Raw genomic sequence first — 13,698 nt, forward strand, 5'->3', positions numbered from 1 at the left:
CCGAACCTGCGCTGCATCGTTTCGATATGACGCCATGCCGCGTCGTGCGCGGGATCCTCCGCGCGCCAGCGCGCGAGCGCCGCGTCGAACGCGTCGCCCGTCTGGCCGGCCTGCCGGTCGACCCACCATTCGACCGCGCGCCGCGCAACCTCCGGCGGCACCGCCGGCACTCCCGGGGCGGCCATCGGTCAGGCCGCCATCGCGAAGAAGCACTGCGCGCCGGCCTTCACCAGATGGCGCTTCACCGTCGCCAGCGACACGCCGAGTTCGCGCGCGATCTCGGCCTGCGTGAGCCCGTCGAGCTGCGCGAGCAGGAACGCACGCTTCGCCGCGAGCGGCAGGCCGTCGAGCAGCCGGTCGATTTCGAGCAGCGTCTCGAGCACGACGGCCCTCTCCTCCGGCGATGGCGCAACGGCTTCAGGGCGCTGCGCGAGCACATCGAGATACGCGCGCTCGATCTGCTCGCGCCGCCAGTGGTTGCTCAGCACGCGCTGCGCGACCGTCGTCAGGAACGCGCGCGGCTCGTCGGCGCCGATCGGCTCGTCGCGCGCGAGCAGGCGCATGAACGTGTCGTGCGCCAGATCGGCCGCGCGGTGCGCGCAACCGAGCTTCCGGCTCAACCAGCCGCGCAGCCATGCGTGGTGGCCGGTGTAGAGGGCGTCGATTTCTCGATGGAGAGACAGCTTGTCAGCAGACATGGCCGGGTTCCGGGGTGCGCAGGCGTCAACGATTTTGTAAATGAGAATGATTATTATATACAAAACAAGACAGGCGGCCGGGGTTTCGGTGGGCGGTGGGCGCTGCCGCGCTCCGGCGGGCGACGCGCGCTGCCGATCATGCCGAGGGAGCCCAGGCACGGCGCTCCACGCACGCCGCGGTAATGAGACAGGAATGGGCGACCACGCCGCGATGCGTCGCTAACACATTCGCCACACCCGGCCAATTCGATTCATTAAATAATTATTTGACGTATCAATAGCAATATCCCGGCCGCCTTAATTCCTCCCCCAATTGCCCGGAATTATCGCGAGATATGCAAGTCGCAATGGCGAAATCACGAAATGACCGCCAATTGATACGCATTTTTCAACAATTCAAATCCCTCGATCGCATCGATTGGAGCACATCCCTGTCTTTCTCAGGCCACAAAAGAGAATTTCATTTTCCCGTTTTAATCGGGCTCGGTAGTCTCCTGCCATTCCGGATCACGAACACAAGCCAATGCGCAAGGAGATGACATGAAACGCACGACCCTCTCGCTGATTTCCATCGCGTCATTCGCGGCGATACCCGTCGCGCATGCGCAGTCGAGCGTCACGCTGTATGGCGTGATCGACACGTCGATCACCTACGTGAACCATGCGCAGGGCAAGGACAACGCGTGGATGCTCGGCAACAGCAGCGCGGGCAACCTGGCCGGCAGCCGCTGGGGCGTGAAAGGCACCGAGGATCTCGGCGGCGGGCTCAAGGCGCTGTTCCAGCTCGAGGACGGCTTCGACCCGAGCAGCGGCCGCCAGGGCCAGGGCGGCCGCCTGTTCGGCCGGCAGGCATTCGTCGGCCTGACGAGCGACCGCTACGGCACGCTCACGTTCGGCCGCCAGTACGATCCGCTCGTCGATCTCGTGCAGGGCATCACCGCCGACAACTATCTGGGCAGCGTGTTCGCGACGCCGGGCGACGTCGACAACTACGACAACAGCTTCCGCGTCGACAACGCGGTGAAGTACACGTCCGCCGTCTATTCGGGCCTGCAGTTCTCGGCGATGTATTCGTTCGGCGGCATCGCCGGCAGCACCGGCGCCGCGAATTCGTATTCGGCCGCCGTGTCGTACAACAACGGGCCGTTCAGCGTCGCGGGCGGCTACTTCCACACGACCAACAGCCCCGCGTCGACCGCCCTGCGCAGCGGCTGGACCAGCTCGTCGGACGGCACGTTCGACGGCCCGATCAACAGCGGCTATGCGAGCGCGCATTCGATCGGCATCGCGCGCATCGCGGGCCAGTACGTCGCGGGCCCGTTCACGTTCGGCCTCGGCTACAGCAACGCGCAGTACCGCCGCGATGGAAGCTCGGAGTTCGGCTCGAACGAGCACTACAACACGGGGCAAGGCTTCGTGAACTACCAGGCGACGAGTGCGCTGCTGGTCGGCGTCGGCTACAGCTACACGCGCTCGGGCGGCGACACGTCGGCCACCTATCACCAGGTATCGGCCGGCGCGGACTACACCCTGTCGAAGCGCACCGACGTCTACCTGACCGCCGCCTATCAACACGCGAGCGGCCAGACCGGCGACGGCAAGGGCGGCGCGATGGCCGCGCAGGCGTCGATCGGTTCGTACGGCTATGCGGGCACGAGTTCGCAGACGATGGTCAACCTCGGCCTGCGTCACCGCTTCTGATGCCAGACGACCGGCTGCGCGCCGCGCGGCCGGTCGTATTCGCATGAACCGGCACGGCGCCTTCGGCCGCCGTTGTTTCCGGATCGCCGGTTCATCGCACTTTCAGCCCGGATATCGACTGCCGCGCGATTTCCATCCGGTTTGATTCAGCACCGACTTCCCCGAGCGAATGACGCGACGCGTCAGTATTCCCGCACCGCCACTACCCCCGGCATTCGCACGAAAATCCGGCCATTTTTACCGATAATGCTTCGCTGAACCCCGTGATCGGACGCGATAAAAATGCGTGGCGAACGCATGGGCAAATGCAAAGGAAAGTTTGACGTGAGCCATTTGCCGGCTCGCTATGGCACACTTCGCGTCTGCGTAATTTCCTTGCACCGGGCGGCCGGATTCCGCCCCATCCTGCCATGCCGCGTCAGACAACCCGTTCGATCAGCCGAGAAACGCTGAAAATCGCCGCGACGATCGCGATGTCGTGCGCGCTCGCCGGCGTCGCACGGGCCGATTGCCTCGACGACGCGGCCGCGTTCCAGCACGTGAGCGTCAGCCTGATGCGCGGCATCGCGCAAGTCGAATCGGGGATGAATCCGAACGCGCTCAACACGAATACCAACGGCACGGTCGACATCGGCCTGATGCAGATCAACAGCACGTGGCTGCCGACGCTCGCGCGCGAGGGCATCACGCGGGAGAGCCTGTTCGACGCGTGCACGAACGCGTATGTCGGCGCATGGATCCTGTCGCAGAACATCCGCCAGCTCGGCCCCAACTGGAACGCGATCGGCGCGTACAACGCCGCGTCGCCCGACAAGCGCCTCGCGTATGCGCGCAAGGTCTATGATGCAATCCGGACCATGCCGGATTCGCCGGATACACCCATGCCTATCCTTCCACCGTCCTTTACGCCGCCGCAACAGGCCCAGGCGTACAACCCGTTCGCGAGCCTGAGCGTGTCCGCTCCCCAGGGGGTCACGCGCCCGCGCACGATCTCGCCGGCCCCGCCGCCTCCGCCCCAAGGCGGCCCCGCCGGCCCGGCCGGCACCTACAACTTCGGATGGTCGGTCACCGGTGCGGATCAGGCGAAGCCGACCCAGGTCTTCGACGACGGCGCGCGAATCTACGTGCAATTCAGCGACATGAAGCACGTGCCCGCGATCTTCACCGAGACGTCGGCCGGGCGCGTGCTGATGTCGTGGGAGCTGCAGTTTCCGTATGCCGTTCTGACGCGTCCCGCGCAAACGTTAATCTTCCAGCTCGGGCCGTTCGAGGCGCGCGCGCAGCGTGGCGCAGGCAATGGCGCGGGCATGACGGCGCAGGCCGGTACGGCAGGTGCGGCGGCGGCCGCCGCCGCTTCGAAGAAGCCGGCCGGCGCGGCGACGAATGCGGCAGCCAGTCCGGCTGCGACAGCCGCAACGGCTGCAAAGCGCTCTGCGTCGACCGATGCGCTGTGGTACCTGAATACGCCGTCGACGTCGGGAACGGCAACGGCCGCGAACACGGCCACACCCTCATCCACGTCGAACGCGCCGGCCACGTGGCCCACCGCGGTGACGTCGAACACACCGCCGGCCGCCACGCCTCAGGCACCGGCCGCGACGACGCCGGCTACGCGTGTCAGCACCGACGCGCTCTGGTACATCTCGAAGTAACGCGCGGGCCGGTTGCGCGTCGGCAACCGGCATGCGCCACGCCCTGGCCGCTATCGAGCGGCCGTCGTACCGGACGGTGCCGATACCTACCGACGACAACAGCGAGTGATAGACGTCTAATAGAAGCTGACCCACAGCATCTGCTCGGCTTTCGCCTTGACGCGATCCGTCTCCGCGCTTGCGGCATCCTTCTTCAGGTTGATTTTGGCCGTGGCACTCACTAATCCTGAGTCGGCTTGAGCTCGGGCGCGTTCATGTCGTCGACCCACTGCAGCTCGGCGGTGCCGTTCTTGCGGAAATACACGCGCAGATAGCGCGACGTCGACGATTCCGGCTGCGGGATCGTCACGTCGATCGTCTTGCGTTCCGGTTGAATGCCGCGCTGAATGTCGTCCAGCGGCTGCGCGAACTCCCAGAACAGCTTCACCTTCTGCCCGGGCGTTACCTTGCAGCCGCACGCGAATCCGCCGCCGCCACCGAAGGCCTCGCCGTCTTCCCGTGCCGACGGATTGCCGAAGCATCCCGACTTGTGCTCGTTGTCGAGCCAGAACTCGTGAAGCTTGCGGCCGTACTCGTTATATCCGGTGACGCACACGTTGTGCGGCTCCGCCGACGCATCGACGCCGTGCTTGCCGCATGCCGCGAGCACACCCAGCCCGACCAGCACCAAACCATGCATCCCTGCCCTGAATTTCATCGATATCCTCACAAACTTGCGTCGTTGCTGCTGGCTTCCGGTCATGGCGGATCGAACCGATTGCGTGCGTCGTCCCCGCGATTGAACCCGTTCATCGCAATGGCGACGAGCGCGCCGCCGTCGTGAGCGCCGGGCACCGCATCGGTCATCGCCGACATGCCGCCCAGTCGTTGCGCGATCGCGCCCTGTACGTCGGCGCCCACATTGGCGCCCGCGACGCGCTCTCACGAACTGCCGGATACTGCCGCGCGGATCGCCGTCGCTCGTCTGGTGGAATCCCACCGAGATCGGATCGGGTCGACATGATGGGTGGGCTCGGGGTTCGCGAAAGGCAATACATTCAGTAACTGGCGTCGATGCATCGATGCACGCTTTACCGTTCGGTCAAATCGACGGCGGGTTGTTTGTCCATCCGTATGAATGCCTTGCCTTTCATTACCGCGGGCGACCGGATGTCGACGTTTGCGACGCCGACCATCAGGAAGGTGCCCCCTTGAATCTGTTGCGCCGACGAACCCGGATCGAACGTCAGCTCGTCGTACGGCACGACGAATTCGACTTTCACCCGCTGCCCCGGCTTGACGGAAATGGAAGACGCGTAGGGGCGGGAAGCGGGACTCAGGTACTTCTCGACCAGTTGGACATCGAAACCGACACGGGCGTCGTTGAGCGCACCGATGTAGACGTATTGCTTTTTCGGGTCTATCCGCTGCGGCAACCATTTCTCGGGACCGTCGATGACCACTTCCTGTGCCCCGTCATTTCCGAACACCACCTCGACCACCAGATTGCCCGACGCGGCATGCGCGGTGAACGCCGGGTGCAGATTGATTTCCGGCGTACCGTGGTCAAGCAGGTCCTGTGCAAGACTGTACAGAAACGATAGCGTGCCGCCGATCGGGTCGCTGTATCGATACTGAAGGTTACCCTCGTAACGCTTTCCATTCAGATCGAACGAATACGAAAGGACCGATCCGATATTCCGGCCCGGAACCGAAGCGATCTCGCCTCCGGCCAGTATCCGCTTCAGCTGGTCGAGCTTCGTCCTGTATTGATCCGTCAGTTGTGCCGTGTATTTTCCGATGCCCGAATATTTCGCCGGCGGCATGATGTCCAGATCCCGTCCGAGCGAATAGTAAGCAACGCGATCGCCGCTGACCGTGAATCCCATTGGAGGCGAAGGCTTGATCTGCCCCGGGCTGTTCCGTATCGTGAAGTAGTCTTCGCGTGCTTCTGCGGTTGCGGCCAACATCATGCCGAACAGAAACACCGCCATCAGAAAACATGGCAGGCGCCCTCTGATTCCACCCGCCCGGATTCCCGCTCGACGAGCATCTTTTCCCTTCCTGACCGCCAGTGCCGCGCACGACGGGTGTTCGGTCTGCATCATGTCACTCCCGCGTCAAACCGACCGACGGAACCGGATCCGTCCACGTGAAGAACCTGCCGGCCATCTCGTCCGGCTTGTCGAAATTGCCCTGCATGCGACCGACGAAATCGTAGGTGCCGGTTTCCACCCGCTGGATGGACGAATCGCGGTCGAACGACAACGCGTCAAAGGGAACCGCGAATCCGACGCGGATCGCTTCGCCTGGCTTGACTGCGATTTCGCTGGCGTAGCGCCGCGATGCGTCGATCAGATACTTGCTGTCGAGGCGGATCCTGAACTCGGCACCCGCGTTGTTGCTGCCCTGGACTTCGACATATTGCCGGCTCGGAATCGCGAGATTGTCCGTCCAGGTTTCCGGGCCATCGATGAGCACCGCCTGCCGGCCTTCGTTCCTGAATTCGAGTTCGATCAGCAAGCGATTCGAGACGGAATGAATCGACAACACCGGACGAAGATTGATCTCCGGCATCCCGTGGGCCAGCAATTCCTTCGCGAGCGAATACAACACGACGATCTTGTCCTGCACCGGCTGTTCCGCCCGGTAATTGAATGCACCGTCGTAGTGGCGTCCGTCCATGTCGAACGAATAGGACAGAACCGGTCCTGCATTGACCGCGTCCCGGACCGCGGCGTCGCGTTTGCTCAGGACGTGCTTGAATTCCGCGAGCGGCCGGGCATAGGCGTCGCTCGATTCGACCGTATATTTTCCGATGCCCAGATAGCGGCCCTGAGAACTGTGATCGAGGTCTCTTCCGCGCGAATAGTAGGCAAGCATCCCGTGTTCATCCGTGATCACCATGGCCGGTGCAGGATTGGTTTGCCCGGCGCCGCTATGGATCGCGAAACGGCCGCGCGCGTCGTGCGCAGACGCGATGTCCGTCACGCCAAGGATCGATGTCATCACCACCAGGATCCGTGTCACGCGCATCACGTCAGGATCACTCCCCAGTCAGTGTCACGTTGCCCAGCCGGTCCATCGGCGTAAAGAACCGCCCGTCCATTTCCTCCGGACGAAGGATGTCGAGGTTCACCTCGCCGACGAAAGCGTAGTTACCCGCTTCGACACGGCGCATCGGCGAACTAGCGCCAAAGTTCAGATCGGCATAAGGCACGAGAAATTCCAGTTTTTCGGGTTGCCCCGGCTTGACGGTAATTTTGCGTCGGTAATGTCTCGATGCGTCGCTTAGATATTTGCTGACAAGCCTGATGCGCAAGCGGACGTTATCGCTGTGGCCACCGATCTGCACATACTGCAGATCGGGGTACTCCAGATCCGGCGACCAATGATCCGGGCCGTCGACTGTTACGTCATGCTTGCCATCGTTCGATAACGTCACGTCGATAACAAGATGTTCCGCCGTTGATCGCACCGCAAATGTCGGATGCAGATTGATCTCCGGCGTGCCGTGCGCCAGCAGATCGTGGGCCAGGTCATAAAGCACCGAAAGGTTGTTGTTGAACTGACCATCGAACTGATAGTTGTACGTGCCCTCGTAGTGGCGGCCGCCCTTGTCGAACGAATAGACGAGCACGGACCCCTTATTGATCGCACGGATCTGGGGGATCGTCCTGCTGCTCAGCGTCGCCTTCACCAAATCGACCTGCCGGCGATAGGTTCCCGTGAGATTCGCCGTATATTTTCCGATGCCGAAGTAACTCGATGGCGGCATCGGGTCGATATCCCGACCTCGCGAAAAATACGACACCTTTTGGCGATCGGCCGTGAAGACCATCGATGGCGACGGATTCATCTGCCCCTGCCCACTCCTAATTTCGAAATAATCAGGGCGATCATGCGCAAGCGCCATCTCAACCCCGCCGAAAGAAAGCATCGACACCACAAAAAGAAGCAGAGAACGCATCATTTCAGCACTTCCCAGTCAATCCCGGTTTTCTCGTTGAACCCGTCACCGAAGCCATTCCTATCGTGCTTCTGAATCTCCGGTTTCTCCATCAACATTCCGCGGCCCATCAGGTTCAAGCGGCGCACGATCAAGCGCAATCCAGCGTCCGCCATCGTCCGGCTCGACGAACGCCTGCAGCGCGTGAATCGACAGCGCGTCGTGCAACGCAGCGCCGAACAGCGGTTCGCCCCGCACATGGGGACGCGCGATGTCGAACTTCAGATCGACGATCGATACATGCGGAGACTGAATCTCGAACGTGAGCGAGATCTGCGCGCTCGCGTCCGGCCGCAGCCTGAGCGCGCGGTGCCTGGGCAACCGCGTGAAAGCGCGCGGCCGTCAGCCGCAGCGGCGACAACGTCGCGTCGTACGCGGTCCGGAAAAGATCTTTGCGCCCTTCACGGGCCGGCTGTACCACTCGGTGCCGTGTGGCATCACGACCGATGCCGACATCTGCGCGGCCCGGCTCGCATCGATCTCGAAGCACGCGATCGAACATGACGGGATCGGCAGCAGGAAGCGCGGATACAGCGCGTCGGCCAACGCGGCCGTGAATTCCGGGTCGTCGTCGATGCAGCGCGACACGCGCGCGCCGAGCGGCGCAAACGACTCGTCCCGCCACGCCAGGAGCGCGCATGTCGTCTTCGTACGGCAGGTTGGCATGCGGTCAAGGCGCCCCACTCTACCGGATCGATTCCGCGCAGTCCACGGTTGATCCGGCGCGCGCACGACAGGCGATGAATCGACGTCGATACGCGAACCGGTTGCCGGCGTGCCGTCCGACGCCCGCCGCACCGGTCCGCTCAGCCAAGCGCCGTTTCGTGCAGGCTGCAACGCGTCAGCCGCGCCGCACCCAGATCACCTTGCCGTCGCGAATGCCGAGATTGCGGCGTTCCTGCCGGTAATCCATCGTGCCGGGCAGCGCCTTGCCGTCGCGTTCGAGCAGGCGCCACAGGCAGCCGTCCAGTTGCGCCGCCGCATCGGCCTCGGTCTTGCCGACCAGTGCGTCGTCCGGGCCCGCGTCTGCCTTGCAGGCCTGCGATGTGCCTGCCGGCTCGCCTTTCATCACCATGCCGCCTGCGGTCGCATTCTTCGTCTTCATGTCCGTACATCCCACAAACGTTGCGCTCGCAACCAGCGCCATCATCATCGCGATCGTCTTCTTCATCGGTTTCTCCCTTTCGCGCCCGGTGGATCGGGTTCATGTCCGCATGCCAGCGCCAGCCGGGCGTTGCATGCATGATCGGTTCCGCACGGCGCCGGCCGTTTCCGGACGGTTGCCGGCCAGCGAACCGCGGCCTCGCGCCCGCCCGCCGCGCTGCTTCGGCGCACCGGCGTCGCCGGCTCGGCCAGCTGTCGAAGCCGCCTGCATGTTACCGCACGCTGCGCGGCGAGACGGCACGCGCAAGCGCCTGGCCGTGCTCGACGGCATCGTCGAAACCAGCACGCGTCGGGACAGTTCGCGTCATTCCAGTCGACTCGCCGGACGGCTACTCAGAACTTGTACGTCGCGCCCACGATGCCGTAGTAGTTGCTGCGCGACTGGACGATCGGGCTGTCGCCGTAGCGGCCGAGCAGCCGCGTCACGCCGCCGGTCGCGAGCACCGACCAGTGCTGCGACAGGGTCCAGTTCCACGCGACCGCCATCGACGCGCTGTCGATCCCGCCGCTCGTCGAATACGGCCGGAACCGGCTCGTCATCGACTGTGCGTCGGTCACGCCGTAGAACGTTTGCGTGTAGCGCCCCGAGCCCGCATGCACGGTGCCCGTCACGATGATCTCGTGCTGCGCGGTCTTGAACACCGGCACCGCGAGATCCATGTGCCCCGACACGCCGCGCGACGTGTGCGTCACGGGGGTGTCGATCGTGACGCTCAGTTCCGCCGCGTTGAACAGCGTCACGCCCGCGCGCACGCCGACCAGCACCGAGCCCGGAATCCGGCCCATGCCCTTCAGGTAGTCGGAGCCCGGCATGTCGAAGCGGTTCTCGTCGGTGCGGCCCGCGTCATAGCTCACGGCCGCCGATACGAACGCGCCGTGCGGCAGGTCGAGCCGGTAGCCGGCGCCCTCGGTGCTGTCGATGAAGAAGCCGTTGCCGAACTTCGCGGAAAAGCCCGGCGCAACGACGCCGCGGTACTGGTTGCTGCCCTGATAGCGTGGCGCGAAACCGCCGCCGAGCGACAGCGAATACTGGTTTTCCGCGTGGGCGGCGGCGGCGAGGGTCAGGCCGGCGAGCGGCATGCAATAGCGGTAGCGGCGGAGTATTGGGCGCACAATATTGAGATAGGAGTGACGGAGCCCGCAGTCTAGGTGCCGCCCTGCGCCGAGACTGTCCTGAATCTTCGGGGAATCTGTGCTCAATTGTGTTCGATTGTTCGAGATTGTCGTCCCGCTCCCCCGGCCGTCGGTGCGCCGGATAGAATTCGCGTGCCGCGCCGCGCACCGGCTTGCCCGGATGTGAAGTGGCGCGGGCATCTGAGGAGACCATGAACGAAGATCCGCTTAAATACCGCGTGCTGCTGATCGAGGACGACGACCGCCTTGCACAGCTCGTCCGCGAATACCTCGACGGCTATGAATTCGCGGTGACGGTCGTCCGGCGCGGCGACCTCGCCGTCGCGGCGGTGCGCGAGCACCAGCCCGCCCTCGTGATACTCGACCTGATGCTGCCGAACCTCGACGGGATGGAGGTCTGTCGGCGCATCCGCGCGTTCACCAACGTTCCCGTACTGATCCTGACCGCGCGCGCGGACGTCTACGACCAGGTCGCGGGCCTCGAGACGGGCGCCGACGACTACGTGACGAAGCCGATCGAGCCGCGCGTGCTGGTCGCACGCGCCCGCGCACTGCTGCGCCGCGCGCAGCCGGCCGCCACCGAAGCACCCGCGGCCGCGCCCGAAGCGCTCGTGTTCGGCGAGCTGGCGATCTCGCCGCCGAACCGCACCGTCACATGGCGCGGCGATCCGGTCGACCTGAAAACCGCCGAATTCAACCTGCTGCTGATCCTTGCGCGCGCGGCCGGCACCGTGCTGAGCCGCGACGACATCCTGAAGCAGCTGCGCGGGATCGAGTTCGACGGGCTCGACCGCTCGGTCGATTCCGGCATCTCGAAGCTGCGCCGCCGCTTCGAGGATGCGTCGTCGGAGCCGCACAAGATCAAGACGATCTGGGGCCGCGGCTACCTGTTCAGCCCTTCTGCGTGGGACGAATAAATGCTCCGCCCGTTGATTCGGCTGTACCTCGTCGTGATCCTGTTCGTCGCCGCGTCGATCCTGTTCATCCAGCTGTCGTTCGACCGGATCTTCTACGATCGCAGCGCGCAGGCGCAGCGCGACTCGTTGACAACTTATGCGTTCGTGCTCAACGACTACCTCGAACGCCATCCGGGCGCACAGCGCGAGCTTGCGTTGCGCGAGCTCGCGAAACACGGCAACGAAGGGTTCGGCTTCCTGTCGATGACCGCCGCCCGTGCGCAATTGAGCGGCGCGCCGCTGCGCGATCTCAATGCCGGCCGAATTGCGATCAGCTATAACGGCAAGGATTACTACATGCCGCTCGCGGATGGGTCGATCCTGCATGCGCGGCCGATCGAAGCGTCCGATCTCGACATCCGGATCTATGCGTACCTGCTGCTCGCGCTCGGCACGCTGTTCGCGGTAGTGCTGTGGATTCACTATCACTGGCGCGACCTGCGCAAGCTGCAGGACGCCGCACGCGCATTCGGCGCCGGCACGCTGTCGACACGTGTGAAGTTGTCGGGCAAGTCGAACATCTACGAACTGTCGCAGCAGTTCAACGACATGGCCGAGCGCATCGAGGCATCGATCAAGCAGCAGCGCGAAATGATGCACGGCATCTCACACGAACTGAAGACGCCGCTCGCGCGGCTCGAATTCGGGCTCGCGCTGCTTGCCGAGCCTGACGAAACGGGACGGATGCGCGAACGCCGCGACGCGCTGCGGCGCGACGTGCGCGAACTCGACGAGCTCGTCACCGAGCTGCTGACGATCGGCCGGCTCGAACAGGGCGCGAGCCAGCTCGCGCCGATGGAAGTCGTCGTCGATGCGCTGATCGACAGTGTCGCCGGCAACGTCGCGAACGACATCGCCGATCGCGGCATCGCGCTCGATGTGTCGACGCTCGGTGCACCCGCCGCCCACGTGTGCGACCCGAAGCTGGTCGCCCGCGCATTGCTGAACCTGATCCGCAACGGCGCGCGCTACGCGTCGCGCACGGTGCTGCTCGCCGCCGAGAGCGACGCGTCCGGCGCGCTCGTACTGAGTGTCGACGACGATGGCCCCGGCATTCCGGCCGCCGAACGCGCCCGCGTGTTCGAACCGTTCCAGCGGCTCGACTCCAGCCGCGACCGGCAGACCGGCGGCTTCGGGCTCGGGCTCGCGATCGTGCGGCGGGTCGCACAAGTACATGGCGGCGACGTGCGGCTCGAGGATTCGCCGCTCGGCGGCGCACGCTTCGTGATCACGCTGCCCGCGAGAACGGTGCCCGACAATCTGTTCGACATGCCGGGCGCCCTCGCCCACGCCGACGCATTCGGCGGCAGCGCGGGCATGGCCATCCCGCGGCAATGACGCGCGCGGCAGGCGCCCTCGCTGCCCTCGCTGCCCTCGCCTGACCGCTCGACTGTCCGCTCGACTGTCCGGCCGCCTGCCGCCGGTTTGAGCAACGCCGCTCAGCGGCGGCGCAGCAACGCGACGAAGAACAGGCTGCCGAACATCGCGGTCACGATCCCGATCGGCAGATCCTCCGGCGCCGCGAGCGTACGCGCGGCCACATCGGCCCAGACGAGCAGGATCGCGCCGGTCAGCGCGGCCACCGGCAGCAGCCGGCCGTGCTCGGCGCCGACGACGCGCCGGCACAGATGCGGCGTCACGAGCCCGACGAAGCCGATCGCGCCGCTCACCGCCACCATCGCCCCCGTCGCGAACGACGCGACGACGAAGACCTCGCGCCGCATCCGCGCGCTCGGCACCCCGAGCGCGGCCGCGGCAACATCGCCCGACATCAGCGCATTCAGTTCGCGCCGGCGCGCGTACAACGCGCCGCCGGCGAGCACCGCGCACACGGCCGGCACCGGCAGCAGATCCCAGCGCGCGAGCCCGACGCCGCCGAGCATCCAGAACAGCACCGACGATGCGGCGCGCTGGTCGCCGAGATACAGCAGCAGGTTGCCGAACGCGGCCATCATGAACGACACCGATACGCCCGCGAGCAGCAGCCGGTCCGATTCGAGCCGGCCGCGCCGGTAAGCGAGCGCGACGACGCAGGCGGTCGCTGCGAGTGCCCCCGCGAAGGCCGCGGCCGACAGCGTGAACGGGCCGAATGCCGCACCGGCCATCACGGTGACCGCGACGGCGCCGAGCATCGCGCCCGCGCTCACGCCGAGCAGGTGCGGATCGGCCAGGCGGTTCGCGGTCGCCGCCTGCAGCGCGACGCCGACCGCGGCGGGGGCGGGCGACGATAGCATCTTCTGGTTGATCCGGATGCCGCTAGATCGTAATATCTTCGTGTAGTGACAGATTGTAGCTCTCTTTGTATATCTCCGTTGTCTCCTTTTCTTTTTCTCACACACCTTTCTCTGTTGTCGTTTTCTCTTCTCTTTCTCCCTTCTCTCCCTCTTCCTTCTCCTTCTCCCTCT

Annotated in this window: 14 protein-coding genes and 1 pseudogene; 4 read left to right on the forward strand and 11 right to left on the reverse strand. The window is 64.8% G+C overall.

What is annotated here, in order from left to right; translation table 11 throughout:
• Together G3N61_RS34430 and G3N61_RS34435 are read right to left on the reverse strand one after the other, a co-directional pair.
• Nucleotides 1–185: DUF4880 domain-containing protein (locus G3N61_RS34430; RefSeq protein ID WP_205824584.1), on the reverse strand; the 185-nt coding region annotated here is incomplete at its 3' end.
• A 3-nt stretch (nucleotides 186–188) separates the two neighbouring features.
• Nucleotides 189–698, reverse strand: a complete 510-nt coding sequence (locus G3N61_RS34435; protein WP_205824585.1) for a sigma-70 family RNA polymerase sigma factor — start codon at nucleotides 696–698, stop codon at nucleotides 189–191.
• Nucleotides 699–1,238: 540 nt separating this feature from the next.
• On the opposite strand from G3N61_RS34435, the gene G3N61_RS34440 reads away from it, so the two are divergent.
• Nucleotides 1,239–2,399, forward strand: a complete 1,161-nt coding sequence (locus tag G3N61_RS34440; protein ID WP_205824586.1) for a porin — start codon at nucleotides 1,239–1,241, stop codon at nucleotides 2,397–2,399.
• A gap of 410 nt (nucleotides 2,400–2,809) precedes the next feature.
• A complete protein-coding gene (locus G3N61_RS34445; protein WP_205824587.1) occupies nucleotides 2,810–4,051 on the forward strand; it encodes a transglycosylase SLT domain-containing protein in 1,242 nt (413 codons plus the stop codon).
• A gap of 220 nt (nucleotides 4,052–4,271) precedes the next feature.
• Here the strand turns inward: G3N61_RS34445 and G3N61_RS34450 are convergent, their stop codons facing one another.
• From G3N61_RS34450 to G3N61_RS34485, 8 genes are all read right to left on the reverse strand, one after another.
• Complete coding sequence (locus G3N61_RS34450) at nucleotides 4,272–4,748, reverse strand: hypothetical protein (protein ID WP_205824588.1); 477 nt, start codon at nucleotides 4,746–4,748, stop codon at nucleotides 4,272–4,274.
• A 373-nt stretch (nucleotides 4,749–5,121) separates the two neighbouring features.
• Nucleotides 5,122–6,138, reverse strand: coding sequence for a hypothetical protein (locus G3N61_RS34460; RefSeq protein ID WP_205824589.1), 1,017 nt, complete (start codon nucleotides 6,136–6,138; stop codon nucleotides 5,122–5,124).
• Between the two features lies 1 nt (nucleotide 6,139).
• Nucleotides 6,140–7,060, reverse strand: coding sequence for a hypothetical protein (locus tag G3N61_RS34465; protein ID WP_205824590.1), 921 nt, complete (start codon nucleotides 7,058–7,060; stop codon nucleotides 6,140–6,142).
• 16 nt (nucleotides 7,061–7,076) lie between these two features.
• A complete protein-coding gene (locus G3N61_RS34470; RefSeq protein ID WP_205824591.1) occupies nucleotides 7,077–8,003 on the reverse strand; it encodes a hypothetical protein in 927 nt (308 codons plus the stop codon).
• Nucleotides 8,004–8,060: 57 nt separating this feature from the next.
• Entirely contained in the window at nucleotides 8,061–8,360 is a 300-nt protein-coding gene (locus G3N61_RS39845; protein WP_241018037.1) for a hypothetical protein, read from the reverse strand.
• 21 nt (nucleotides 8,361–8,381) lie between these two features.
• A complete protein-coding gene (locus tag G3N61_RS39850) occupies nucleotides 8,382–8,705 on the reverse strand; it encodes a type VI secretion system baseplate subunit TssF (RefSeq protein ID WP_241018038.1) in 324 nt (107 codons plus the stop codon).
• Between the two features lie 175 nt (nucleotides 8,706–8,880).
• Nucleotides 8,881–9,210: a hypothetical protein gene (locus G3N61_RS34480; RefSeq protein WP_205824592.1), complete on the reverse strand. Its 330-nt coding sequence runs from the start codon at nucleotides 9,208–9,210 to the stop codon at nucleotides 8,881–8,883.
• Nucleotides 9,211–9,536: 326 nt separating this feature from the next.
• Nucleotides 9,537–10,283 carry a MipA/OmpV family protein gene (locus G3N61_RS34485; protein WP_043182380.1) on the reverse strand — a complete coding sequence of 249 codons (747 nt, stop codon included), beginning with the start codon at nucleotides 10,281–10,283 and terminating at the stop codon, nucleotides 9,537–9,539.
• 245 nt (nucleotides 10,284–10,528) lie between these two features.
• On the opposite strand from G3N61_RS34485, the gene G3N61_RS34490 reads away from it, so the two are divergent.
• Together G3N61_RS34490 and G3N61_RS34495 are read left to right on the forward strand one after the other, a co-directional pair.
• Nucleotides 10,529–11,254 carry a response regulator gene (locus G3N61_RS34490; protein WP_205824593.1) on the forward strand — a complete coding sequence of 242 codons (726 nt, stop codon included), beginning with the start codon at nucleotides 10,529–10,531 and terminating at the stop codon, nucleotides 11,252–11,254.
• Nucleotides 11,255–12,631, forward strand: a complete 1,377-nt coding sequence (locus tag G3N61_RS34495) for an ATP-binding protein (RefSeq protein WP_205824594.1) — start codon at nucleotides 11,255–11,257, stop codon at nucleotides 12,629–12,631.
• Nucleotides 12,632–12,732: 101 nt separating this feature from the next.
• Here G3N61_RS34495 and G3N61_RS34500 read toward each other — a convergent pair.
• Nucleotides 12,733–13,545: pseudogene (locus tag G3N61_RS34500) on the reverse strand (iron ABC transporter permease); the annotation flags it as partial.
• Between the last annotated feature and the right edge of the window lie 153 nt (nucleotides 13,546–13,698).

Origin of the sequence: Burkholderia sp. Ac-20349 (assembly GCF_017104865.1) — a bacterium.
Classification (GTDB): Bacteria; Pseudomonadota; Gammaproteobacteria; order Burkholderiales; family Burkholderiaceae; genus Burkholderia; species Burkholderia aenigmatica.

Coding starts and splice junctions, on each gene's coding strand:
- G3N61_RS34485 (WP_043182380.1), bottom strand. CDS start 10,283: ATGCCGCTCGCCGGCCTGACCCTCGCCGCCGCCGCCCACGCGGAAAAC.
- G3N61_RS34435 (WP_205824585.1), bottom strand. CDS start 698: ATGTCTGCTGACAAGCTGTCTCTCCATCGAGAAATCGACGCCCTCTAC.
- G3N61_RS34495 (WP_205824594.1), top strand. CDS start 11,255: ATGCTCCGCCCGTTGATTCGGCTGTACCTCGTCGTGATCCTGTTCGTC.
- G3N61_RS34480 (WP_205824592.1), bottom strand. CDS start 9,210: ATGAAGAAGACGATCGCGATGATGATGGCGCTGGTTGCGAGCGCAACG.
- G3N61_RS34450 (WP_205824588.1), bottom strand. CDS start 4,748: ATGAAATTCAGGGCAGGGATGCATGGTTTGGTGCTGGTCGGGCTGGGT.
- G3N61_RS34460 (WP_205824589.1), bottom strand. CDS start 6,138: ATGATGCAGACCGAACACCCGTCGTGCGCGGCACTGGCGGTCAGGAAG.
- G3N61_RS39850 (WP_241018038.1), bottom strand. CDS start 8,705: ATGCCAACCTGCCGTACGAAGACGACATGCGCGCTCCTGGCGTGGCGG.
- G3N61_RS34470 (WP_205824591.1), bottom strand. CDS start 8,003: ATGATGCGTTCTCTGCTTCTTTTTGTGGTGTCGATGCTTTCTTTCGGC.
- G3N61_RS34490 (WP_205824593.1), top strand. CDS start 10,529: ATGAACGAAGATCCGCTTAAATACCGCGTGCTGCTGATCGAGGACGAC.
- G3N61_RS34445 (WP_205824587.1), top strand. CDS start 2,810: ATGCCGCGTCAGACAACCCGTTCGATCAGCCGAGAAACGCTGAAAATC.
- G3N61_RS34440 (WP_205824586.1), top strand. CDS start 1,239: ATGAAACGCACGACCCTCTCGCTGATTTCCATCGCGTCATTCGCGGCG.